Source organism: Niveispirillum sp. GW835-FHT14G11 (assembly GCF_058793615.1).
Genome location: NZ_JBXAFZ010000016.1, coordinates 81,659 through 101,963 on the forward strand (window position 1 = coordinate 81,659; position 20,305 = coordinate 101,963).

Sequence of the window (20,305 nt, forward strand, 5' to 3'; positions counted from 1 at the left end):
GCCCTTACAGCCGCACCCGCAACCCCGCCAGCCATTGCCGTTCCGGCCCGATATTGGTCAACCCGTCGCTGCGCCGGCCGGTTTCCACCCGCGCGGCCGTGACATTCTCCGCCGTGGCGAAGAATTCCAGGTTGGCATCCAGTTTCCAGGCGGCATAGAGGTCGCCCACCGCATAGGCGTCCAGCGTGCCCAGGTTGCGGCTATCCTCGAACTGCTTGGCCGCAGCCCGCAGCTGGGCGCGCAGGGTCAGGGCGGGCAGGGGCGTCCAGGTGGCGTCCAGGGTGCCGGCATGGCGCGGCGACTGTCCCAGCCGGTTGCCGCGCAGGGCGGTGATGCTGCCGGGATCGGTGATCTCGCTGTCGCTGTAGAGATAGGAGAGGCCCAGGCGCAGTGCCTCTGCCGCCTGCCAGGCCAGCTCCAGCTCCGCGCCCTTGACCACCACCCGGTCCAGGCCCCTGCGTTGCGCCAGGCTGCCGCCCACCGGCACGAACACGCCCAAGTCGGGATTGGTGCCGGGTGTGGTCTGGATCACGACATTGTCCACGGCGTTTTTCAGGCGCACATGGAACAGGGTGGCACCGGCCGTCACCCCGCCGCCCGGCGTCAGGCGCAGGCCGGCCTCCGCCCCGCGCATCCGTTCCGGCTGCAAACCGGGGTTGGCCTCGGTTATATCATTGCCAACCCGGAATGGACGATACAGCTCATTCAGGGTGGGCAGGCGGAAGCCGGTATAGGCGGCGGCACGCAGGCCCAGCAACCCACTTGCCTGCCAGTCGATGCCGGCGCGGCCATTGGCCACCGTGCCGTCGCGCCGGGCGTACCGGTCGTTGCGGATAACGGCGCCGGTGGCGCTGTCGGTTTCCAGCCGGTGGCCATCCCGGTTGCGCCAGCCATCCAGGCGCCCGCCGGCCGAGAGGGTCAGGCCTGCCACCCCCGTCCAGGCCTGTTCGATGAACAGGCCCGCCACCTGTTGCTCCCCGCCAGCATCGCGCAGCCGGGTATAGCGGCCGGCGGTATAGGTGAAGCGTTCCCGCGTCCGCCCGTCCGTCACCCGCAGGTCGGCGCCGATATCGGTTTCGTACCCGTCTGCGGGCGAGAAGGAGATCTGGGCGATGCCGCCCCGGGCCGTGGCCGGTACGTCATACTGGTCCAGCGACGGGGTTTCCGCCGTGCGGGCGGCGTTGACGCCGGAAAAGGTGCTGGCGAACGACCAGTCGCGCCAATAGGCCACCGCCTCCCACCCGACCCGGCCGGCATCGCCGATCAGGCGCAGGCTGGCCTCCGTCGCGTCGGTTTGGTTGTTGGTATCGGGCGTGCCGTTGCCCCGGCTTTCCTTGAAGCCCGACAGTTTGGCCGTGGCGGAGACGCCGCCGATCATCCCGGCCACCACGCCATCCACCGCATAGGCGTCGCTGTCGGCCCGGATGTCGATGGGACCGCGCCGCGCCCCTTCCACCAGCATCACCCCGTCGGTGCGAAAGGCACTGCCCGACAGGCCGAGATGCCAGCCATCGGCGCTGCCGCCCACCGCCGCCTGGGTCTGCCAGGTACCGTCGCCGCCGCCGGCCAGTTCCATATCGACGCCGTCGCGCTGCCTGGTTTCGATGCGGATGGTGCCGGCCAGCGCCGAATTGCCCCAGGGCCCGGCCCCGCCGCCGCGCGTGATCACCACACGCTGCGCCGACGCGGTGGGCAGGCGCGACCAATAGACCCAGCCGCCGAACGGGTCGTTCACCGGCACCCCGTCCACCAGCACCAGGGTGCGGCCGGCACCGTTGGGCCCGATGCCGCGCAGGGATACGCCCTGCGTCGTCGGGTTGGCGGTGCGCGATCCGGAACGGCGGAACAGGCCGAAGCCCGGCACGGCGCGCAACGCCTCGTCCAGGCGGCGCTGCGGCGCGGTGGCCAGGGTGGCCGCGTCGATCAGGGTGGGACCATAGGCGCGTTCATAGGCCGGCACGCCGTCGCGCCGCCCGGTCACGATGATCTCCGCGACCTGGGTCTGTGGGCCTGCATCCTGGGCGCCGGCGGTACCCGTCACCAGCAGGGCAGCCCCGGCCAGAAGGTGGGGTGAAAGGCGGCGGGTGGGAAACATCAACGCGTCTCCGGTCAGGACGGCCAGGGCTTCGGCGGCATGCCCGCATCAAAGGGCGGTTCCACCTATCATCCATGGCTAGGGTGGGGCAACGCCCGTCCATCGGAACAGGGGATGACCGATCACGGCGACGATTCCGTACAGTTCGGTTGAGGAACCATTTAGCCGGCTGCAATGATGCTTCTGCTTTCCTGCGCCAGACTGTACAGTCTGTGCAGGCCCCGGTTGCGAGAGCTGACCAGCAGGGCGGGAGTTGGTTGTGAGTTCTGCCATGAGTGCCGCGCCACCGATCACGCCATCTCGGGGGCCATCCCTGTTGCCATCCCTGGGGCCTGCCCACGGGAGGGACTGCCCCCATGCGTAATCCGCCCCTGCTGGCCCTGATGCTGTTCCCGCCCCTGCTGGGGGTGCTGGTGATGGCGATTGCCGGCGGGCTGTACCTTTATCCGGACATGATGGCGGAGGTGCGGGAGGGCGAAAGGCTGGCCTTTGCCCAGGCCGGTGCGGTGACGGCGTCGGAAATGTCCGAAACTGTCGATGGGCCGGATGTGGGCGCCATTGGCCGCGCCGCCCTGCGGTCCCGCGCCGATCTGGTGGTGCTGACCGACCCTTCCGGCCACATCATTTTTGCCAGCGACGCGAGCCTGCGTGACCGCGACCTGATCCTGCTGGAACCGGTGCCGGCGGAACTGCGGTTGGCGGTGGCGCAGGGGACCTGCGGCGATGGGTTGACGCTGGCCGATGCGGACCGGCTGGTGGCCGGCTGCTGGGCCCTGACCGGCGAGGGCAGGGGGAACCTGCTGCTGGTCCGGCGCATCGACCAGGCCATGGCGGCGGCCCGCGCCGACCTGCTGACCCAGGGGCTGCGGCTGGGGGGTGTGCTGCTGGTGCTGGGGGCGCTGCTGCTGTTCTTGTCGGTGCGGCTGATCGTGGCGCCGGTGCGGGTGCTGGCGGCGCGCGTCGCCCGGGCCACCGCAACGGATGAGCCCATCCGCCTGCCTGACACCGGTATCCGTGAGCTGCGCGACTTCACCCTGGTGCTGAACAATGCCCTGTCATCGCTGCGCCGGCGGGAGCGGGAGTTGCAGTCGATCCTGGACACGGCGGTGGACGGCATCGTCACCATCGATGCCCAGGGCACGATCCTGCAGGCCAACCGCGCCGCCGCCGATCTGTTCGGCCATCCGGCGGGGGCCATGCTGGGCCGGTCGATCACCATGCTGATGACCGGACCCGACGCCGACCGCCATCAAACCTATGTGAAAAACTATATGGAGACGGGCCTGGCCCGGGTCATCGGCAAGGGGCGGGAGGTGGTGGCCAAGCGCGCCGACGGGTCCACCTTCCTGGCCTGGCTGTCGGTGGGGCGGCTGGAGCTGACGTCGGGCCTGCATTTCACAGCCCTGATCCGTGACGTGACGGCCCAAAGGCAGGCGGAGATCGCGATGCACCGCCTGGCCCATCGCGACCTTGACCTGGACATCCTGAACCGCCGCTCGTGGGAGGCGGGGCTGGAGGGCATGCTGAATGCGGGGGCGGAGTTCTGGGTGCTGCTGGCCCATGTCCGCAATCTGGACGATCTGGCCGTCACCTTCGGCCCCCAGGTGGAAACGCCGGTGATGGCCGCCGTCCACCGGCGTATCCAGGCGCTGCTGCGGGATTGCGAGCTGACGGCCCGGCTGACGCGGCGGCAGCTTGCCTATGCCGTCTCCTCCGCGGGCGGGGAGGCGCCGATCTATCTCACCAGCGCGCTGGCCGCGTCTTTCCATGACGGGGTGGATCTGGGCGGACTGTCCATGGTGCCCGACGTGCATTTCGTGGTGATGCCGCAGGCCCAGTCGTTCGCCGCGCGCGAGGCGCTGATCCTGGCCCAGGATGCCGGCGGCAGTTGGGCGGCGCAGACGGCCGATCATCGCGCCAGCCCGGTCTTCACCTATGATGATCATGTGGCCCGCACCATCCGCGAACGCACGGAGGTGGCGGGCGAGCTGCCGGGCGCCATGGCCGCCGGCCTGCTCTATCCCGTGTTCCAGCCGCAGATGCGCCTGAAGGACGGAACCGTGCGGGGGGTGGAGACGCTGGTGCGCTGGCGCCGGGCGGATGGCACGCCCGGACCCGGCCCGGCCCTGTTCATTCCGGTGGCGGAACGTCTGGGCCTGGTGGGTGATATCGACCGGCTGGTGACGCGGCGCACGCTGGAGCATATGTCGGCGGGAACGCTGTGCCTGCCGCGCGACGCGGTGATCTCCGTCAATGCCTCGGTCAAGGAACTGGCCGATCCCGTCTGGCTGGACGGGTTGATGGATATCGTGCGCGATGCCGGCGTGGCGCCCGACCGGCTGGAGATCGAGGTGACGGAAACGGCGGTGATGGAGAATCTGGACCGCACGGCCGGCGTGCTGGCGCATCTGCGCGCGGCCGGGGTGAAGGTGGCCATCGATGATTTCGGCGCCGGCTATGCCTCGCTCTCCTATCTGAAGCATCTGCCGGCCGACCTGATCAAGATCGACCAGGGCTTCATCCGCGACCTGGCCGACAGCCGCCGGTCGCGCCACATCGTGGCCGCCGTCATCGCCCTCGCCCATGACCTGGAGATGGAAGTGGTGGCGGAAGGGGTGGAGAATGCCGCCATCGCCGACATCCTGATGGAAATCGGCTGCGATATCGGCCAGGGCTGGCATTTCGGCCGGCCGATGGAGGCGGCGGCCCTGGCGGCCTTCATGGCGGGGCGGAGAGAGGCTTAGAGCCCGTCAGCAGGTTTAAGTAGAAGCGCCCCCTTATCCGCCTTCCCGGCGAAGGCCGGGACCCAGGGGCCAAACGCCCGACCCATCGGCAGCTTCGATCAAGGCGGCGTCGAGGTTTAAGCTTGTGGCCCCTGGGTCCCGGCCTTCGCCGGGAAGGCGAGAGAGATGATCCAATCTGAAATCCCCCCTCAATCCCCCCGCACCTCCTCCACCATCTCCTCCAGCCGTTCAAAATCCGGCACGAACAGGCTGTTGCCCTGGCGGATGACGACATTGTCGCGCGACAGGTCGCTCATCACGCGGGCCACGGTTTCACGCGTGGTGGAGACGCGGGATGCGATGTCGGAATGGATGGGGATGGGGGTGATCTCCGCCTTGCCGTCGGGGCGCAGGCCGGCCTTGGCCAGGCGCAGCAGCTCGGCATGCACTCGGTTATTGGCGCCAAGCGTAGACAGGTCCATGATCCGCCCGGTGCTGGTGCGCACGATCTGGGTCAGGCGGTGCATCACCTTGGCGGCCACGCCCTGATGGCGGGTCGCCGTTTCCAGGAACAGGCGCGGCGACATGAAGGCCACCAGCGTTTCCGTCAGCGCCACGATGCTGGCCGAGCGCGGGCCGCCATCGATGGCCGACAGCTCCCCCAGATAGCCCCCGGCCTCGATATCGTCGAAGGTGATTTCCCGGCCCGACAGCGAATAGTTCACCACCCGCACCCGTCCTTCCACGATCAGACAGACATCGCGGCTGTCGGACGAGCGGTCGACGATCTGTTCCTGGGGGTGGAAATGCCGCCAGCTGCATTGGCGGGCGATGGACACCCGCTCCTCTGCCGTCAGGCTCTGCAACAGGTCGATCCGGTCGAGATTGGCGTTATGGGCGTCGCTCACGTCTACCATCCAGGATGGGGTCGTCGGGTTAATGGAATGTATATCTAGGCCCGCCCGCTGCAAACCGCTACGGTTACGGCATTGTTTTTCCAGCGACGGCGACGGGAGCGGATGATGGGCGGCACGGATGGGGGCGAGAAACGGCGGGGACTGGCGCTGTTCGCGGGCCTGCACCTGACGCTGGCCGCCCGGCTGAAGGCCTATCTGCTCACCGGCATCCTGGTCACCGCCCCCATTTCCATCACCCTCTACCTCGCCTGGCTGGTGGTGGACGGGGGGGACCGGCTGGTCGCTAATGTCCTGCCGCCATCCTTCCGCCCCGATCAGCTGCTGCCCTTCACCCTGCCGGGGCTGGGTCTGTTGCTGCTGCTGGTCTTCCTGATCCTGGTCGGCATGGTGTCGGCCGGCATGGTCGGCAGCCTGATGGTGCGACTCGGTGAGGCGGTGGTGGGCCGCATGCCGGTGCTGCGCGGCATCTATTCCGCCACCAAGCAGATCTTCGAAACCCTGCTGTCCCAGAAGTCCGACGCGTTCCGCGAAGTGGTGCTGGTACAGTTCCCCCATGCCGATGCCTGGTCCATCGCCTTCGTCACCGGTGCCGCGCGCGGTGAGGTGGCACGGGTGCTGGCTGGCGACGTGGGGAGCGGCGAGATGGTCAATGTCTTCGTCCCCACCACGCCCAACCCGACCTCCGGTTATCTGATCTTCGTGCCGCGCGCGTCGGTGCGACCGCTGAAGATGAGCGTGGAGGATGGGTTGAAGATGGTGGTGTCCGGGGGGCTGGTGGTGCCGGGAGAGACCGGGGAGCCGCCGTCGGGCGCACAGCGGGAATAAGTAATTTAAATTTTCTCCCCCTGATTGCGGTTGCGACCGGCGCCGATGTTTGGTCATAGTACCATCCATACCCAAGATAGAGGGAGGATGGGATGGGACGCGATCGGAATTGGCGGTGCCAGGGTGGCGCCTTGCTGGGCGCCAGCCTGATGCTGACGGCCTGCGGGTCGGTGTCGGCCGAACAGCCGGTCCGCGCGTTGCGCGCACTGCCCATGCTGGCGGCACAACCGCAGCTGCCGCGCGATGCCGCCCAGCCGGAGGGGTACAACCTGCTGAGTGCTGGCGCCCTGGCCGAGGCCATCCAGGACAAGCGGGAAATCCATTACATCCTGCCCATCCATTACACCGACGGCACCATCTACAACCCCGCCACGCAGAAGAACGACAAGGTCCGCCTGCGCTCCTACGGCAATGAGTTCCTGGCCCCGCTGATCCTGATGGATCCCGGCCAGACGGTGCGCATCACCTTGCAGAACGAACTGCCGGTGGAGCCGGCCTGCGGCATCGATCCCGCGACGAAGAAGCCCTATCCCACCAATCAGCCGCACTGTTTCAACAACACCAACCTGCACAGCCATGGCCTGTGGGTCTCGCCTACCGGCAACAGCGACAATGTGCTGCTGAATATCGAGCCGGGGGTGGATTTCCAGTATGAATATAATGTGCCGGAGGACCATCCCGCCGGCACCTTCTGGTACCACCCGCACAAGCATGGGTCGACCTCCATACAGGTGGGCAGCGGCATGGCCGGCGCCCTGGTCATCCGCGGCCACCGCCTGCCCTCGGAGTCGGTGAATGGCGACCTGGACACGCTGCTCCAGCCCGTCACCTTCAACAAGGATGAGGCGTCGCAGGTGATGCTGATCCAGCAGCTGCCCTATGCCTGCTTCGATGAGGATGGCAAGGTGGAGACGGATCCCGTCACCAAGCGCTGGATCTGCAAGGACAAGCAGATCGGCCAGGTGAAGGATTTCAAGGCGCAGTTCGACCCCGATGCCTGGTCCGAAAGCGGCCGCTACACCATGTTCAACGGCATCGTCCGGCCGCAGATGGCAGCCGAGCCGGGCCAGCTCTACCGCTGGCGCCTGATCCATGCCGGCGTGGAGGAGACGATCAACCTGCGCATCCGCAAGACCGGCATCGCGCCCAAGCCGAACGCGGCGGTGAAATCCGGCAAGGACGAGAAGAACGAGGTGACGAAGACCTGCACCGGGCCCGATGTCGTGCAGTACGAGGTGGCGACGGACGGCCTGACCCGCGGTGCGGTGTTCCCCAAGTCGGTGAACAATTTGCAGCCCGGATATCGCAGCGACATCCTGTTCGTGCTGCCGGAGGCCGGCGATTACTGCGTCTATGACGACAGCGACGGCACGGACCAGGTGGCCGGCGACGACAACCCCACCATCATCGGCTTCATCCATGCCGAAGGGCCGGCCAAGGTGACGGACAGCCTGTCCTTCGTTTCGGCCAAGCTGGCGGAAGGGGCCGTGGTGAGCCTGCTGCCGAAGGTGCCCACGCCGCGACCGCCCCGGATCATGGAGACGGTGCTGGCGGACCTGGCCGACGGGCTGAAGCTGACCAAATATGTCCCCCATGCCCCGATAACGGACGAGGAGATCAAGGCGTCGGCCCAGCCGGAACTGGATATCACCTTCAATATCGACATCACCACCACCCCGACCCAGTTCACGGTCAACGGCAAGGAATATGACCCGGCGGTGATCAACCAGACCCTGGTGCTGGGTGCGGCCCAGCAATGGGTGCTGAAATCCGACTTCGTGAACCACCCGTTCCACATCCATGTGAACCCGTTCCAGGTGGTGTCGATCATCGACAAGCGCACCAACCAGGAATGGGTGGGCGGCATCTATGACGGCATGCAGGGCACGTGGCGGGACACGCTGATCACCGACCCCAACGCCGTGATCACCGTGCGCACCCGCTATAACCGCTATATCGGCGAATTCGTCCTGCACTGCCACATCCTGGACCATGAGGACCAGGGCATGATGCAGAATGTGCAGATCGTGCTGCCGGGCACGGATGGCAAGCCGATGCCGGCGGGGCATCATTGAGGGGGGGTGGGGTGGGAGGGAATGCGCTCCTCCTCCCCACGCCCGTCAGCCCAGTTCGCGATAAAGGGGCACCGTCGGCGCATGCGCGTCGATCATCGCGGCGACCTTGCCGGCCAGCGGCAGGTTCTTCTTCTCCCCATCCCACACCGCGCGGAACCGCCGCACGGTTTCCCGCGCAGTGTCGATGACCAGCTTCTCCGGCAGCAGGGCCTTGGCCGCCAGATGCTGCAGCTCGTCGGTGGTGAGTTCGGCCATCTTGCGCGTGCGCGAGAAATTGAGCGCTGCCGTCTCCTCCCCCTCGATATAGGGAATGGTGGAGACAAGATCATAGGCGGGGGCCAGGGCGGCGTTGCGGGTGTCGGGGTAGATCAGCGACCAGTTCTTCAGGTGCATGTCGCCATTGCCGATCAGCGCGCTGAACACCAGCCGGCGTATGAATTCGGCACTGCCCGCCTCGCCGGTTTCGATACCGATGACCTGGCCGATATTGGCGTAGCTCGCCTTCCTGTACTTGTCGTCGGGATAGACCCCGAAGACCTGGGCGAAATCCTCGATATGCACAGGTCCGGTTTCTGTCCGGTCGAAACGGCGGACGGCCAGGGCCCGGCCCCGCAACTCCCCGATGCCCGTCGGCAGGCCGGCAATGGCGTCGAGATCGACGAGGTCGATGTCGGGCACGTCCATGCCGATGCGGCAGGCCAGGTGCATCATCGAGAATTCATTTTCCGGCACGCCGGCAAATTGCGGGGAGGGCAGCTTGACGATCCAGGAACCGCCGACACCTGTGGCCGGGATGGTCAGTCCGCCCCCCTTGCCGCCCGTTGCCAGGGCCGAGAATTTCAGCTGCACGCCCGCCAGCGAGAAACGATAGGCATTGGGTCTGGCCGGGGCGGGTGTGTCGGCGATGCCGGGCGGCAGTTCATCGCCCGCGACAGGGCTGATGGTCAGCGCGCCGGGCAGGTCGTGGCCCAGCATCCATAGCAGGAAGAACTCACGGGCCTGGTTGACGCCTGCACGGTCGGCGAGGTAGCGGCGCAGATGGCCTTCGGGCAAGAGGTTGGAGAAGAAGGGCGGCACCACCCGTTGCACGGGTCTGAAATCGGTGCGCAGGCCGCCGAACCTGTCCTTGAACGACAGGCTCAGGGTCGGGCGGTTCCGGTCCGCGACATAATCCTGATTGAAGGCAAAGATCGTGCGGTCACCCTGCACGCGGGTGAGGGTGGCGATGGCATGCCCATGCAGGCACACATCCAGGACCCAGACGTCAGGCATCGCTATCACCCTCGTCAAGCGCATAGGCCGGACCCGAGGGTCCCTCTGATGACCGCACCATGCCGGTGATGGCGGGCATCAGCTTCCTGGGCACCAGCACCAGCTCCAGGTCCAGCGCCCGCGCCATGTCGATGAAGCTGGACAGGCCGGGCTCCATCTTTCCCGTCTCGATCTGGGAGATGTGGCTCTGGGCCTGGCCTGTGCGTTGGCTCAACGCGCGCTGGCTCAGGCCGGCCGCTTCCCGCGCTTGCCGTACCTGGACGATCAGAGGCTCGCTTTTATAGGACATGATCATGATCCTATATCATAGAGAGGGCATGATATAGGATCGGCTATCAGCTGTCACGAGATGAAAACTGAGTGTGATAGCAAATTGTGATCATCTGGCGAGTATGATAGCTTAAAATATATCAGCAAACTGACCTTTGCAGCCGGCTCGCAGTGAGCCAACAAAAAAGGCGGGGTCGCCCCCGCCTTTTCCGTCTCAACCGTCCACCCGCACGGCCCGGCTCACGCCATCCCCACCGCCGCCGCGTGCTTCTTGCGCAGCTCATAGATCACCCAGCCGATGGCCAGCCAGATGCCCAGGCGGATATAGGCGTGCCAGCCCAGGGTGTAGATCAGATAGCCGCAGACCAGGATCGACACGATCGGCACCAGCGGCACCCACGGCACGCGGAAGGGCCGGGGCGCGTCGGGGCGGGTCTTGCGCAGGACCAGGACGCTGAGCGACACCATCATGAAGGCCAGCAGCGTGCCCGACGACACCAGTTCCGCCAGGAAGTCGATGGGGAACAGGCTGGCCAGCGCCGCCGCCACACCACCGGTGATGATGGTGGCGACATGCGGCGTGCGGTATCGCGGATGCACCCTGGCGAAGGTGGCCGGCAGGATGCGGTGCTGGGCCATGGCGAAGAACACGCGCGGCTGTGCCACCAGCAGCACCAGGATGACCGAGGTCAGGCCGGCGATGGCCCCCAGCGACACCAGCGGCAGGATCCAGGACACGCCCTCGCCCATGTTGGCAACGGCCAGCGCCACGGGGGAGGGGACCGAGAGCTGCGTATAGGGCACGGTGCCGGTCAGGACCAGCGACATGGCGATATAGAGCACGGTGCAGACGGCCAGCGAGCCCAGGATGCCGATGGGCACGTCGCGCTGCGGCCGGCGGGCCTCCAGCGCCGTGGTGGCCACGGCGTCGAAGCCGATATAGGCGATGAACACCACGCCCGCCGCCTTCACCACGCCGCCGATGCCATACTGCCCGTCGGGCGTGACGGGCGGGATGAAGGGGGTCCACAGGGTCGGGTCGACATGGAAGGCGCCGACCGCGATCACCACCAGGATGACGGTGACCTTGATCAGCACCACCACCATGTTGGCCGCTGACGACCGCTTGACGCCGATCACGGCGCACAAGGTGGCCAGACCGATGATCAGGGCTGCCGGCAGGTTGATGATGGCGCCCGTCGCCTCCAGCTTGCCATGGGTCAGGGCGAACGGCGCGCTGGTGAAGGATGTTGGCAGCTTGAGCCCCACGCTTTCGCACAGGGCCGACAGGTACCCCGACCAGCCGACGGCGACAAAGCTGGCCGCCACCAGATATTCCATGATCAGGTTCCAGCCGACCAGCCAGCCGATGCGCGGCCCCAGCGCGTCGCGCGTATAGGAATAGGCCCCACCCGATTCCTTCGATGTCGCCGCCAGTTCCGAATAGCACAGCCCGGCACAGGCGCAGGCAAACGCCGCCAGAAGGAAGGAGAGCGACACGGCCGGGCCGGCATAGTCCGCCGCCGCTGAGCCCGTGATGACGAAAATGCCGGCGCCGATGATGCAACCGACCCCCAGAAGCACCAGCTGTACCGGCCCCAAGGCCGGCAACAGGCCGCTGCGATGATCCCCGCTGTCTGACATTATGACCCCTGAGGTCTGCTGTTTATGCACGCTTTCTATGTGTTAACCGCATCCTGGGCAAGAATATATGGTTTCAACTGAAACGAATTTTTCGTGCGCTCTCAGGCGCCGGGCTGGCAGTCGCCGGCCTGGAAGCGGCACAAATGTTTTGCGCAGCCGGTGGCGTTGCAATTGACACCGGTTTCCATTAGGGTCCCTCGCGATGAATGAAGGTCGCCGCAGACGGCCGTTGACCGGAATCCTCTTTCAATAGTCGGGGGACGAGAATGGGAAGTGAAACGGCAGGGGCTGACGGCGTAAAGGTCGGTCGGGTCCGATGGATCGTGGTGGCGCTGCTGTTCACCGCCATGGTCATCAATTATGTCGACCGCCAGATGATCGGCGTGCTGAAACCGACCCTGTCGGCGGAGTTCGGCTGGACCGAAACCGATTATGCCGACATCATCTTCTGGTTCCAGGCGACATATGCGCTGGCCTATGTCGCGTTCGGGCGGATCGTGGACCGGCTGGGGGCGCGCTGGGGCTATGCCCTGGCCTTCAGCATCTGGACCATCGGCCATTTCGCCCATGCGGGGGCCAAGTCGCTGACCGGCTTCATCATGGCCCGCATGGTGCTGGGCGTGGGTGAGGGCGGTGGCTTCCCCGGCGGTGTGAAGGCCGTGGCCGAATGGTTTCCCAAGAAGGAACGCGCCTTTGCCACGGGCCTGTTCAATGCCGGCACCAATATCGGCGCCATCGTCACGCCCCTGGTCGTGCCGGCCATCACCATCGCCTATGGCTGGGAGATGGCGTTCATCATCACCGGTCTGGCCAGCCTGGTCTGGCTGCCGCTCTGGCTGATCTATTACCGCCACCCGCGCGCCAACAGGTATGTCGGTGCGGCCGAGCTGGCGCATATCGAAAGCGATCCGCCCGATACGGCGGAAAAGATCGGCTGGCTGCGCCTGTTGCGGGTCAGGGAGACCTGGGCCTATGCGCTGGGCAAGTTCCTGATCGATCCGATCTGGTGGATGTTCCTGTTCTGGCTGCCTGATTTCCTGGGTAAGCGCCATGGGCTGGACCTGAAGAGCTTCGGCATACCGCTGGTCATCATCTATCTGTTGTCAGACGTGGGCTCGGTCGCCGGCGGCTGGCTGTCGTCGAAGATGATGCAGAACGGTGCCAGCATCAACCGGGCGCGCAAGACGGCGATGCTGATCTGCGCCCTGTTCGCGCTGCCGGTCGGCTTTGCGGCCTTTGCCGACCAGCTGTGGGTGGCGGTGCTGATCATCGGGATCGCCACGGCGGCCCACCAGGGCTTCTCCGCCAATCTCTACACCCTGCCGTCGGATGTGTTCCCGCGCGCGGCGGTGGGCTCGGTGGTCGGCATCGGCGGCATGGTCGGCGCCTTCGGCGGCATGGCCATGGCTAAATATGCGGGATATGTGTTGGACCAGATCGGCAGCTACACCCCGATCTTCGTGGTGGCGGCCTCGGCCTATCTGCTGGCGCTCGGCGTCGTCCATCTGCTGAGCCCGCGGATGGAGCCGGTGCAGATCAAGGATTGATCGGGACCTGACTTTCCCAACGACGCGACCGGCGCTATGCTGACAGGCATTCGCCGGTCGTTTTCGTTGGGGCCGGTGCGATGGAAAGGGATTGTCCATGCCCGGCCATATCGACCTGAAGAGTGAGACGGACACGCTGCGCACCCTGGACGCCCAGTTGGCGCAGGGAGAGGAAGTGCTGCTGACCCGCGACGGCCAAGTCGTCGCCCGCGTCACCCCTGTGGCCCCCCCACCGACTGAGGCGGAGCGCCGGGCGGAGCTGGAGCGGATGGCGGCGCTGCGCCGGTCGGCCTTTGGCATGTTCAAGGGGCAGATCGATATTGCGCCGGATTCTTTCGACCCTGATCCGGAGATTGAAGATCTGTTCTACGCGGACAACGTGTTCCCGACGCCGGATACCGATCCTATGGCGGATGGCAAGCCTTGATCCTGCTGCTCGATACGCATGCCGCACTTTGGCTCATGCAGGATGGTGCGCAGCTCAGCCAGAAAGCGCGCTCCGCCATAGCGGACCCGGCCAATGAGGTCCGCTTTAGTCTGGCAACGGTATGGGAGGCGGAAATCAAGCAGGCGAAGGGAGCATTGCGCCTGCCGGAATGGATGTGGACCCGATTGGAAGCCAATAATTATGCAATGGTGCCGATAACGCGCGCACATTGCGAGGCGGCGGCGCGGCTGCCAGCGTTCCATCGTGACCCCTTCGACCGGATGCTGGTGGCGCAGGCCCTGTCCGCTTATAGCGTCCCCGTTCTCTGGTAGTCGTCCCCCTACCCTGGCCGCAACCCGGTATACCGCGCCCGTGGGCGGATCAGGACGCCGGAGCGCACCTGTTCCAGGAGATGTGCCACCCAGCCCGCACTGCGCCCCAGGGTGAAGATCGTAATGGGCGCATGCGGCGGCAGACCCAGCCGGTCGGCCAGCAGCACCAGGGCGAAATCGATGGTGGGCGGGGTGCCCGCCATCTCCGTCGCGGCCCGCGCCAGCGACAGCGCCCGGCGCAGCCGCGCATCTCCGCCCCAGGCCGTCCCCATCCGCTTCAGCAGCCAGGCGGCCCGCACGTCGCCCTGGGGATAGAGCGGGTGGCCGAAGCCCGGCAGCTCATCCCCGCGCGCCAGAATGGCTGACAGGGCCGCCACCGGGTCCGGTGCATCCAGCAGGCCGGGCAGCAAACCCGCCACCCGCGCCGTCATGCCGCCATGCCGCGGGCCGCGCAGGGCGCCGATGCCGGCCGACAGGGCGGCATAGGGATTGGCGCCGGTCGACGCCACGCAGCGCACGGTGAAGGCCGATGCATTCAGCTCATGATCGGCACACAGCACCAGCGATGCCCGGATCAGTTCCGCCCCCGGTCCGGTCACGCCCCAGGCCTGACAGAGAAGCTGGTGCAGGGGCAGGGGGGATGGCGCGGTGCCGGCCAGGATGGCGGCATTCAGGCGCAGGATGCGGGCACCGGTGCGGGCCAGCCCGGCCGGCGTGCGGTTGACGGCGCGCGGGTCGCCTGCCGCCGCCAGGGGCAGCAGGCAAAGCAACCGGTCCAGCGGGTCCAGGCCGGGGGGCAGGCTGGCGAAACCGGGCAGGGCGGGCGGATCGTCGGCGAACGGGTCCTCGGCGGTGTCCCACAGCAGGGTGCAAACCGCTTCCAGCGTGGCACCGGCCGCCAGATCGCCCGCGTCCCGGCCGCGATAGTAAAGTCCGTCTGCGGTGATCAGGGTGATGGCGCTTTCCAGCACGGGCGCGCTCCAGTCCAGCGCCCGGTCGCCGCCGGCATCGGCGGGCCGGTCGCGCCTGGCCGCCAGGGCCCGCACATCCTCGGCCCGGTACAGGCGCGTGCGGCCGCCGGCCGGTGCTTCCGACCGGATCAAGCCGCGGCTGACATAGGCATAGAGCGTGGGCAGGCTGATGCCCAGCTCGGCGGCGGCTTCCTTGGCGGACAGAGTCAGGGGCGTGGACATGGCTTCATATATTGATTTATTGAATCAATATTGACGATATATCAGCCCGCGCGCAGCCTGACCAGCGATGAAACATTGCGGGAAAGGGTCGGACATGTCGGCCGGATTGGATGGGATTGTCGCCGCGGAAACCGTGCTGAGCCATGTCGATGGCCAGGCGGGGCGGCTGGTGCTGCGCGGGCTGCCGGTGGAGCAGGCGGCGCAAAGGCTGGATTTTGAGGGGATCACCGCGCTGCTGTGGCAGGGGTTCCACCCGCTGGGCGGACGGCCCGACGCGTTGCGTGCCGCCATCGGGCGGGCGCGGGTGGATGTGGCCGCCCGGCTGCCCGCTCTGCTGCCGGCGGCGGCGGGGTTGAATGCGGTGGAGGCGCTGCGCCTGATGCTGGCAGGATTGCCCGATGGCACCCCGGCCGATGATGCGGTGACGGTACTGGCGGCGGTGCCAGTGTTCATCGCCGCGCGTGTGCGCCTGGAACGCGGATTGGCCCCCGTGGCGCCCGACGAAGGGGCCGGGCAGGCGGCGGATTTCCTGCGCATGATGAGTGGCAAGCCCGCCCTGCCGGACCTAGCCCGCGCCCTGGATACCTATCTGGTGACGGTCAGCGACCATGGGCTGAACGCGTCGACCTTCGCGGCGCGCATCGTGGCATCGACCCGCGCCGGCATGGTCAGCAGCGTGGTGGCGGGGCTGTGCGCACTGAAAGGCCCCCTGCATGGCGGGGCGCCGGGACCGGTGCTGGACATGCTGGACGCGGTGGGCACGGCTGATGCCGCCCCGGCCTGGGTGGCCGGCGAACTGGCGGCCGGGCGGCGGTTGATGGGTTTCGGCCACCGCATCTACCGCGTGCGCGACCCGCGGGCGGAGGTGCTGAAGCGCGCCGTGGCGCAGCTGTCCAGCCCGCGCATCGATCTGGCCGAACAGGTGGAACAGGCGGCCCTGGCCGCCCTCGCCGCCCATCGGCCCGACCGGCCGCTGGAAACCAATGTGGAATTCTACACGGCCCTGCTGCTGGATGCCGTGGGCCTGGACCGGGACTTGTTCACACCGGTCTTCGCCATGGGCCGCGTGGCCGGCTGGACCGCCCATGTCATGGAGCAGGAGGCGACCGGCCGCCTGATGCGCCCCGCCTCGCGCTATGTCGGGCCGATGGCGGCGTGAAGTTTCAGCCACCCTCCCGGCCGGCTGCCGCCCGCAGCCGGTCGATGGCGGCCCAGACCTCCTGGTTGCCGCGTTCGTGCCGGTCGGACAGTTTGGCCAGATCGGCCGACAGATGGCCGATATCGGAACTGATCTTGGTGACCAGCACCTCGACCGCGCCGAAGGCCCGGCGGCCGGCCTTGTCATTGGCGATGTCGGCCTCCGCCCGGTCCAGCCGGGCGGCAATCCTGACCAGTTCCATCTGCAAAGACTGCACCAGGGCGGGCATGCCGTCGATCTGCCGTGCCTTGCCCTGGGCCAGCCACCGCACCCCGGCCAGGGCACCCGCCGCCGCCAGGGCCATGCCGGCGCCTGCCAGCATCTCCATACCCATCATCACCCCTGTCATCGGCCCCGGTTCATGGGCTGACTATAGCGGCGGACGGGATTGATATCAAGAATATATTCCCAATAGGTCTGTGGGCCTATTGTATGATCCCGACATTTTGCAGATCGCGATCAACGGCGTTGATCAGGTTGTCCAGTTCCACCGGCAGGTCGCTGGAGATGGCGGCCAGGGCGAAATCCTCGCTGCGCCACATCCCCACTTCCAGCCCCTGGAATTCCTCCAGTACCGGACTGTCGGGCGCCAGTGCCTCGTCCGGGGCCAATGACAGGGTCATGCGCCGGCCGATCGCATCCTCATACAGCAACTGACCGGCCGCCCCCTCGTCCGTGCCCAGGACGCGGGCGCCGACCAGGGCCAGGCCCAGGCGTTTCAGGTCGGGCACGGCCACCCGTTCGCCCAGCTTGGCCGACAGCCAGCGTCGGATCTCGTCGGGGCTGGTGCCGGGGATCTCCACCGGGCGGGTGGGGTCGTTGGCGAAGATCTCATGCGCGTCCAATGCCTGCTGGGCATAGTCGGGCAGGCTGGCGAAGACCGGCTGGCGCAGCACATCGTTAGCCCCCCAGCCGAGCGCCACCAGCAGCACCGTGGCCGCCACCCGCGACAGGCGCTGGCGCCACAGGCCGCGCCGCAAACCGCGTTCCAGATCCTGGACCAGCAGGGCGGGCAGGGCCGGCCAGGATGGCTCATGCGCGGCCGCCGCCAGGGCCAGCTGCTGTTCGGCATAGCGCGACAGCCGCTCATGGGCGTCGGGGTTTTCCAGCAGCCAGGCGCGGACCCTGGCCTCGCGCGCCGGTTCCAGCGCCCCGTCCAGGAAGGCGTGCAGGTCGCTTTCCTCGATCCCGTCCGGTGATGATGGTGATGCCTCATCGACCATTTTTGCCCCCCTTCAGCAGGCGCAGCGACGGGCTGGCGCGGTCCTCCCCCTCCATCGCGCGGCGCAGGGCTTCGCGTCCCCGCGCGATGCGCGACATGAAGGTGCCGATCGGCACGCCCAGCCGCCTGGCCGCTTCCTCGTATTTCAGATCCTCGACCGCGACCATCAGGATGGCCTGACGCTGTGCCTCCGGCAGGGTCTCCAGCTTCTCTACGACGCGCGCCGCCTCCACCCGCGCCAGCTGGTCCGGCGGCTGGGCGGGTTCGACCAGCTCGTCCTCCAGGCTGGACAGGTTGCGGGTACGCACCTGCTGGCGGCGGCGGCGGCTGATATGGGTAGTATAGAGGATGCGGAACAGCCAGGCCTTCAGGTCGCTGCCCGGCCGCCATTGCCCCGCCGACGCCACGGCCTTGGCCAGGCAATCCTGCAACAGATCCTCCGCCTCCTCCGCCGACCGCGTCAGCACGAAGGCGTAGCGGCGCAGCGCCGTCAGGTGCAGGGTCAGTTCCTGGTGGAAGGGATCGTCATGCATGGGGGGCTCATCCGCGGATAAACACCATAAACGCGGAGGGGCAGATTTTCATCCCGGCGATTCTTCACTCACCGGAACGCCAGCAGATACATCAGGGCGATGTTGATGGCCAGCAGCGGCAGGGCGGTGGGGATCTGGGCCTTGATGACGCCGTTGCGGTCCTTCAGTTCCAGCAGCACGGCGGGCACGATGTTGAAATTGGCGGCCATCGGCGTCATCAGCGTGCCGCAGAAGCCCGACAGCATGCCGATGGCCCCCATCACCGCCGGATCGCCGCCGAATTTCAGCACGACCAGCGGCAGGCCCACCGCCGCCGTCATCACCGGGAAGGCGGCATAGGCATTGCCCATGATGAGGGTGAACAGGGCCATGCCCAGGCAATAGGCCAGCACCGCCAGGAACGGCCCGTTCAGGGGCAGATAATCCCCGATCAGCGTGCCCACCGCCTGTCCCACCCCGCCCAGGGCGAAGACCGCCCCCAGCGAGGCCAGCATCTGCGGCAGGATGGCGGCCCAGCCCACGGCGTCCAGCAGGCGCCGTCCTTCCTGCAACGGCGCCACCGGGCCCGGCCGCAGCCAGGCGTAACAGAGCGCCAGGGCCAGCAGCACGCCGAGCGTCAGCGAGACCAGGGTGGCATGCCGGCTTTCCACCAGCGCCACATCGCCGATGGTCAGATGCTTGAACAGCAGCGTGCCGACCAGCACCGTGGCCGGGATGACCAGGGCCGGGATCAGCAGCCTGACCCCGCGCCGTTCCGCCCGGTCGCGGCGTTCCTGCGGGCTGGTGGTTCTGGCCGTGCCGCGCCCCAGGCCGATGGCGCCCACCGCCACCAGCCCCAGCACCAGCAGCCCATTGCCGACATCACCCAGATGGTCGCCGGCCAGGAAGGAGGTGGCGAGCCCGCCCCAGAACAGGAAATTCAGCCAGCGCCGGGGATTGCCCCGGTCGATGGCGCCGAACAGGGCGCAGGCGGCGAAGAACAGGCCGCCGACGATATAAATCTCGTGCAGCCCGATCATGCTTCGAACCCCTTCATGCCCAGACGGCGGTCCAATGCCCGCAGCCGCACGGCATGCACGCCGAGCGCTGCCAGGGCCGATGGGATGGCCCAGAGCGACAGTTGCAACGGTTCCACCAGGATGCCGTTCTGTTCCAGGAAGCCCTTGATCAGCAGGATCGACGCGATGGCCAGGAAAATATCCTCCCCGAAGAACAGGGCGATATTGTCCACCGCGGCACAGTGGGCGCGCACCAGATGGCGCGTCTCCTCATCCAGGGGCCTGCCGCGCCGCTGTTCCGTCGCGGCTTCCGCCATGGGCGCCAGCAGCGGGCGCACCGTCTGCGGATGGCCGCCGACCGAGGTCAGGCCCACGGCGGCCAGCGCCTGGCGCACCATGAAATAGCCCAGCAGCAGCCGGCCCGGCGTGGCCGCCTTCACCTTCGCGATCAGGCCGCGCGCCAGTTCCTGCAACCCTTCACGCTCCAGCAGCCCGATGACGGGCAGCACGATCCAGATCAGACTGACATAGCGATTGTCGTTGAACGCCTTGCCCAGGGCGGCGACCAGGGCCAGCGGCTCCATCCCCGCCGCCAGACCCGTGGTGATGGCCGCCGCCGCGATGACCAGCAGGGGATTGATGCGGGCCACGAACCCCACCACCACAACCCCCACCCCCAACAGAACCCACATGGCGCCCCCGGCAGTGCGAATGAAGGCGACAGGGTGCCTGCATGGGCAGGGATTTTCCAGGGGCAAGGGGTATTATCATCCTCTTCCATCGTCATCCCGGCGCCAAGCCGGGACCCAGGGGCCATGTGCCCGACCGTGCAACAGCGTTGATCAAAGGGGTTGAGAGATTTGATCTTGTGGCCCCTGGGCCCCGGCTTTCGCCGGGGTGACGGTAGAGAGGGTCGGATGGTCGTAGCCTCACGTCCCCGCCAGCATCGCTGGCACCGTCTACGGCGTCCGTGCCACGGAACGGGTGAAAAAATCCCCGCCCCGCGTCCTTGAACCGCCGTCCACCCCTTCTTA

The 20,305-nt window shown here is 67.2% G+C and carries 18 protein-coding genes; 7 read left to right on the forward strand and 11 right to left on the reverse strand.

Features of this window, described 5'->3' with window-relative positions; genetic code table 11:
• Positions 1-4: 4 nt before the first annotated feature.
• Entirely contained in the window at positions 5-2,095 is a 2,091-nt protein-coding gene (locus tag AC1Q7F_RS25645) for a TonB-dependent receptor (RefSeq protein WP_492511391.1), read from the reverse strand.
• A gap of 356 nt (positions 2,096-2,451) precedes the next feature.
• Between AC1Q7F_RS25645 and AC1Q7F_RS25650 the strand changes: the two genes are divergently transcribed.
• Positions 2,452-4,839 (forward strand): EAL domain-containing protein, encoded by a 2,388-nt coding sequence (locus tag AC1Q7F_RS25650; protein ID WP_492511392.1) that lies wholly within the window; start codon positions 2,452-2,454, stop codon positions 4,837-4,839.
• Positions 4,840-5,027: 188 nt separating this feature from the next.
• On the opposite strand, the gene AC1Q7F_RS25655 is transcribed toward AC1Q7F_RS25650, so the two are convergent.
• Positions 5,028-5,726: a Crp/Fnr family transcriptional regulator gene (locus AC1Q7F_RS25655; protein WP_492511393.1), complete on the reverse strand. Its 699-nt coding sequence runs from the start codon at positions 5,724-5,726 to the stop codon at positions 5,028-5,030.
• A gap of 114 nt (positions 5,727-5,840) precedes the next feature.
• Between AC1Q7F_RS25655 and AC1Q7F_RS25660 the strand changes: the two genes are divergently transcribed.
• The gene (locus tag AC1Q7F_RS25660; RefSeq protein ID WP_492511394.1) at positions 5,841-6,560 is read left to right on the forward strand and encodes a DUF502 domain-containing protein; all 720 of its coding nucleotides are present in this window, start codon (positions 5,841-5,843) and stop codon (positions 6,558-6,560) included.
• A gap of 92 nt (positions 6,561-6,652) precedes the next feature.
• Complete coding sequence (locus AC1Q7F_RS25665; protein ID WP_492511395.1) at positions 6,653-8,635, forward strand: multicopper oxidase family protein; 1,983 nt, start codon at positions 6,653-6,655, stop codon at positions 8,633-8,635.
• 45 nt (positions 8,636-8,680) lie between these two features.
• Here the strand turns inward: AC1Q7F_RS25665 and AC1Q7F_RS25670 are convergent, their stop codons facing one another.
• From AC1Q7F_RS25670 to AC1Q7F_RS25680, 3 genes are all read right to left on the reverse strand, one after another.
• A complete protein-coding gene (locus tag AC1Q7F_RS25670; RefSeq protein ID WP_492511396.1) occupies positions 8,681-9,907 on the reverse strand; it encodes a type II toxin-antitoxin system HipA family toxin in 1,227 nt (408 codons plus the stop codon).
• A complete protein-coding gene (locus tag AC1Q7F_RS25675) occupies positions 9,900-10,196 on the reverse strand; it encodes a helix-turn-helix domain-containing protein (protein ID WP_492511397.1) in 297 nt (98 codons plus the stop codon). Before AC1Q7F_RS25675 ends, AC1Q7F_RS25670 begins: the two co-directional genes overlap by 8 nt.
• Before the next feature lie 221 nt (positions 10,197-10,417).
• Positions 10,418-11,821, reverse strand: a complete 1,404-nt coding sequence (locus tag AC1Q7F_RS25680) for an amino acid permease (RefSeq protein ID WP_492511398.1) — start codon at positions 11,819-11,821, stop codon at positions 10,418-10,420.
• Positions 11,822-12,087: 266 nt separating this feature from the next.
• Here AC1Q7F_RS25680 and AC1Q7F_RS25685 point away from each other — a divergent pair, with 266 nt between their 5' ends.
• The 3 genes from AC1Q7F_RS25685 to AC1Q7F_RS25695 all read left to right on the forward strand — a co-directional run bounded on the left by AC1Q7F_RS25685 (position 12,088) and on the right by AC1Q7F_RS25695 (position 14,127).
• Positions 12,088-13,368, forward strand: a complete 1,281-nt coding sequence (locus tag AC1Q7F_RS25685) for an MFS transporter (RefSeq protein ID WP_492511399.1) — start codon at positions 12,088-12,090, stop codon at positions 13,366-13,368.
• Between the two features lie 97 nt (positions 13,369-13,465).
• A complete protein-coding gene (locus AC1Q7F_RS25690) occupies positions 13,466-13,795 on the forward strand; it encodes a type II toxin-antitoxin system Phd/YefM family antitoxin (RefSeq protein ID WP_492511400.1) in 330 nt (109 codons plus the stop codon).
• A complete protein-coding gene (locus tag AC1Q7F_RS25695; RefSeq protein ID WP_492511401.1) occupies positions 13,792-14,127 on the forward strand; it encodes a type II toxin-antitoxin system VapC family toxin in 336 nt (111 codons plus the stop codon). Before AC1Q7F_RS25690 ends, AC1Q7F_RS25695 begins: the two co-directional genes overlap by 4 nt.
• An 8-nt stretch (positions 14,128-14,135) precedes the next feature.
• On the opposite strand, the gene AC1Q7F_RS25700 is transcribed toward AC1Q7F_RS25695, so the two are convergent.
• Positions 14,136-15,320 (reverse strand): citrate synthase family protein, encoded by a 1,185-nt coding sequence (locus tag AC1Q7F_RS25700; protein ID WP_492511402.1) that lies wholly within the window; start codon positions 15,318-15,320, stop codon positions 14,136-14,138.
• A 94-nt stretch (positions 15,321-15,414) separates the two neighbouring features.
• On the opposite strand from AC1Q7F_RS25700, the gene AC1Q7F_RS25705 reads away from it, so the two are divergent.
• Complete coding sequence (locus AC1Q7F_RS25705; RefSeq protein ID WP_492511403.1) at positions 15,415-16,479, forward strand: citrate synthase/methylcitrate synthase; 1,065 nt, start codon at positions 15,415-15,417, stop codon at positions 16,477-16,479.
• A 4-nt stretch (positions 16,480-16,483) separates the two neighbouring features.
• Here AC1Q7F_RS25705 and AC1Q7F_RS25710 read toward each other — a convergent pair whose 3' ends face one another.
• The 5 genes from AC1Q7F_RS25710 to AC1Q7F_RS25730 all read right to left on the reverse strand — a co-directional run bounded on the left by AC1Q7F_RS25710 (position 16,484) and on the right by AC1Q7F_RS25730 (position 19,963).
• On the reverse strand, positions 16,484-16,852 hold the full coding sequence (locus AC1Q7F_RS25710) for a hypothetical protein (RefSeq protein WP_492511404.1): 369 nt from the start codon (positions 16,850-16,852) through the stop codon (positions 16,484-16,486).
• A 91-nt stretch (positions 16,853-16,943) separates the two neighbouring features.
• Positions 16,944-17,741, reverse strand: coding sequence for an anti-sigma factor family protein (locus AC1Q7F_RS25715; RefSeq protein WP_492511405.1), 798 nt, complete (start codon positions 17,739-17,741; stop codon positions 16,944-16,946).
• Positions 17,731-18,273, reverse strand: coding sequence for a sigma-70 family RNA polymerase sigma factor (locus AC1Q7F_RS25720; protein ID WP_492511406.1), 543 nt, complete (start codon positions 18,271-18,273; stop codon positions 17,731-17,733). Before AC1Q7F_RS25720 ends, AC1Q7F_RS25715 begins: the two co-directional genes overlap by 11 nt.
• A gap of 68 nt (positions 18,274-18,341) precedes the next feature.
• Positions 18,342-19,292: a DUF979 domain-containing protein gene (locus AC1Q7F_RS25725; RefSeq protein ID WP_492511407.1), complete on the reverse strand. Its 951-nt coding sequence runs from the start codon at positions 19,290-19,292 to the stop codon at positions 18,342-18,344.
• Positions 19,289-19,963, reverse strand: coding sequence for a DUF969 domain-containing protein (locus AC1Q7F_RS25730; protein ID WP_492511408.1), 675 nt, complete (start codon positions 19,961-19,963; stop codon positions 19,289-19,291). Before AC1Q7F_RS25730 ends, AC1Q7F_RS25725 begins: the two co-directional genes overlap by 4 nt.
• Positions 19,964-20,305 lie beyond the last annotated feature (342 nt).